Below are 3,089 nucleotides of genomic sequence, written 5' to 3'. Positions count from 1 at the left end.
CCTTGTCGTGCTTGAAATACAAAATAGCCCTGCCCGATCTGATCGGGTTCTGCGGATTGCCCGTAAAGGTAGACTCCATCCGGCAATGTGGTTTTCTGTGTGGTTGCTTGAGCCACTGCGTTTTTCGCCAGAGTGCGGGGAGCTGCTTGAGCAGGAGCATTCGTCGCCACCAAGCTGGTGAGCGCAAGCGAAAAACCTGTGATCATCGGGGCTGCCTGTTTAACAGGGGCGAGGAGGTAAGTCTTCAATGCTTTCATGGAATGCCCTCTCATAAATAAAGTCTTTAGCGGGGGTTGAATAAAGTGTTGTAATGTCCTGATTTCACCAGGGGGCTAGTGAATAGTATCCAACACCAAGTTGAGATTTAGCGAAGCTTGAATGTAAGCTGTTCGCTTGATGTTTCTCAAGATAGAGAATAATCGGGGAGAACTAGAGGAGAAAAACTAATTTATGCCTGCTCGATTGTTGCGTTCTTGTAAGAATGCTTTAAGACGCGGGATGAATTACCTTACAATCGCTTTACGGCTAGGTGAGCGATAGATATGAGGGTTCTAGTAGTTGAAGATGATTTGATCGTGACAGACGCGATTACACGATCGCTGAGCGAACACCATTACGCAGTAGACACAGCAGAGGACGGCGCGATTGGGTGGGAATGTGTTGAGAGCACAACTTATGACCTGATCCTGATTGATGTAGGATTGCCAAGCTCACAAATGCGATTATTCTCCATTGGAAAAGTCTATTGAGAACGACATGTAAGGTAGTAGTCCGGCTAAGTCTTGTTCCATCGAGCTTCCAGCATTTGGCTTAACCCGAACTCAGATTGATTAGTGATCACAAACCAACTCAATAGATTGTTTGCGAATGTGCTTTGGCTAGGCTGAATCTGGACGATCGCAACCTAGAGACAAGCTTTTGAGTATCCGCCTACTGATAACTTGAGGCAGCATAATAATGGACTTGTGCAGCAGTAGATAGCTCCAAACGGTATTGTCAACTTAACCGGAGATGTTCAAAATTGAGCACAATTATCCCGCAATCGCTAGGTTCGCTCAATTTACGCAGCAGTTTGCAAGCAAGCGACTTCTCGCCAATCTTGAAATCGTTGGCGCAGTTCTTGGCGATAGCGGGGTGCAGTCAGTTGATGTTGCTTGGGGTGGAAGTGATCTCGAATCGGTCCAAAGGCTGAGAGAAATCGTTGGGCTTGCCTTGGGGATTTGAATCGTCGCATTCGGCGTTCTCGCACTCGTGTCGGTTGATGGGAGTTCTCGGCTCGATTGTTCAACCCCTTGTGCTGTCGATGTTCCACACTCGGCATCGCCTGCTTCTTCGCTGCTTCATAGCTCTTCAGTTTGTCAGTAACGATCACTCGTGGCACAAAGCCCTGTTTCTTCAACAGCTTACGGAAGAATCGCTCTGCTGCCTTCGTATCTCGATGGCGTTGCAGCAAGACATCCAGCACGTTCCCTTCACTGTCCACTGCCCGCCACAAATAGTATGCTGCTTCTTGATTGTTACTACCATCTCATCGAGATGCCATTTGTCGCTCACGTAGGGGCGCTTACGCTGCAATTGATTCGCGTGTTGCTGTCCGAATTTCTGGCACCATTCCCGCATCGTTTCGTACGTCACCTCGATGCCTCGGTACAACATCATCTTCTCGATATCCCGATAGCTCAAAGGGAAGGTGTAGTAGAGCCAGACACCGTAGCTGATAATTTCGCTGGGGAAGCGATGATGGGAGTACATGGGTCAGGAATCGTGAATAGAGTGCAATCAGTGCGATTATTCTACCTTTGCGTTAAGTTGATAATGCCTGTAGGAAACATTCAGTAGATCTTCGATCAATTGGGTTTGTAGTTTGGCATTTCGTTCAATGGTGGCTTAAGGGGTGGCTTAAGGGCAGCGAAATCCAGGCTTGAAAGGGGTGATGTTTATAAGCATCTGCTAAATGGGGATAGCGAACCAGTCGATCAGCGAGTGGCTCTAACCAGGCAGGTGAAGCATTGCGAGAGATCAGCCAGTATTCCTTCTCATGTGTAAAATCAAAACTTTCAGATATTGCCCTATCAGGCATGATCGAGTCTAATCGCACACGTCGATCGAGTCTGATTGCACGAAACTAGTTTTCTACCCTTGGGATGTAAAATTTAGCGTTGGCAATCGAGTATGTGTACAAATTGTAGATGTCTTTATTGGATATCCTACGGTTCGTTGCATTCATAGCAATGGGCTTTTATAGATAGATAGAACTATTCCTAACAACTTATCTCTTTAATACGACTTATCCCTCAACTTGTCATGGGATACCAAACTCGCCCTTCGAGTAATCTCAATGCTCGAAGGGCTTTATTTGAAGGTGCCAACTCATTTACTGCTTGGATGAGGATGAAGCACCTTGACCAGTCAGTTCGCTCAAGACTCGCAATTTTGCTCAGTCCAGCAAGCTATTTGTTTCAACTTGAAAAATTGTCTCAACGAGAGCATCGCATAAGTCTAACTTAGATATAAACACGTCAAATCCTGCTGAGAGCGCATCGCTGGCAGTGAACTCCTGTCCGTATGAGGTTACCGCAGAACTATTATGGCGGAGTTGAGGCATGAACTGATCTACCTCAAGTCCTTCGAGAATGGACAGCTATTGACACGCGAATTAAAGCATTGGTTTTATTGGTACAGCTAAGTACAACTGCCAAAAAGAAGCATTTTCGGCATCGCTTACTCAACCAACAACCGTTGTAAATTTGCAATCGCGTTGAGCACGAGAGATAGCACCACAGGCTCCTAGTACTCCCTATACCTTATGGGAGAGGACGAGTAGTATACCACATGATATATTAGCGGTTGCGATTTAATGCTCCGCACTCTATGTCTACAATCGATCAAACCGAGCTAGCAGATCTGGTGCGAGAAACGCGACAACGCCTAGAACTCTCGCAAGCCAGGTTTGCTGTGAGGTTAGGCGTTTCGTTTCAAAGCGTCAACCGTTGGGAAAATGGACGAACCAAGCCCTTGCCGATCGTGTTGAAACAGCTTGAACACTTGCTCGTTCAGATGGGCGATAGTGGCAAAGATTTGCTCGTCAA

The 3,089-nt window shown here is 46.6% G+C and carries 3 protein-coding genes and 2 pseudogenes; 2 read left to right on the top strand and 3 right to left on the bottom strand.

Going from position 1 to position 3,089, the window contains the following annotated elements; all coding sequences use genetic code 11:
* Nucleotides 1-257, bottom strand: a pseudogene (locus NC981_RS25610) (hypothetical protein); the annotation flags it as partial.
* Between the two features lie 285 nt (nt 258-542).
* Between NC981_RS25610 and NC981_RS25605 the strand changes: the two are divergent.
* On the top strand, nt 543-749 hold the full coding sequence (locus NC981_RS25605; RefSeq protein WP_348245607.1) for a response regulator: 207 nt from the start codon (nt 543-545) through the stop codon (nt 747-749).
* A 311-nt stretch (nt 750-1,060) separates the two neighbouring features.
* On the opposite strand, the pseudogene NC981_RS25600 reads toward NC981_RS25605, so the two are convergent.
* Both NC981_RS25600 and NC981_RS25595 read right to left on the bottom strand, forming a co-directional pair.
* Nucleotides 1,061-1,752 (bottom strand): annotated as a pseudogene (locus NC981_RS25600) (IS6 family transposase).
* Between the two features lie 124 nt (nt 1,753-1,876).
* Nucleotides 1,877-2,080, bottom strand: a complete 204-nt coding sequence (locus NC981_RS25595) for a hypothetical protein (protein WP_348245606.1) — start codon at nt 2,078-2,080, stop codon at nt 1,877-1,879.
* 791 nt (nt 2,081-2,871) lie between these two features.
* On the opposite strand from NC981_RS25595, the gene NC981_RS25590 reads away from it, so the two are divergent.
* Nucleotides 2,872-3,089 (top strand): helix-turn-helix transcriptional regulator (locus NC981_RS25590; RefSeq protein WP_348245605.1); only part of this gene is annotated, 218 nt, incomplete at its 3' end.

The organism is Leptolyngbya sp. DQ-M1 (assembly GCF_039962505.1).
GTDB lineage: Bacteria > Cyanobacteriota > Cyanobacteriia > Leptolyngbyales > Leptolyngbyaceae > Leptolyngbya.
This window is presented reverse-complemented; position numbering and strand designations above follow the sequence as displayed.

Coding starts and splice junctions, on each gene's coding strand:
- NC981_RS25595 (WP_348245606.1), bottom strand. CDS start 2,080: ATGCCTGATAGGGCAATATCTGAAAGTTTTGATTTTACACATGAGAAG.
- NC981_RS25605 (WP_348245607.1), top strand. CDS start 543: ATGAGGGTTCTAGTAGTTGAAGATGATTTGATCGTGACAGACGCGATT.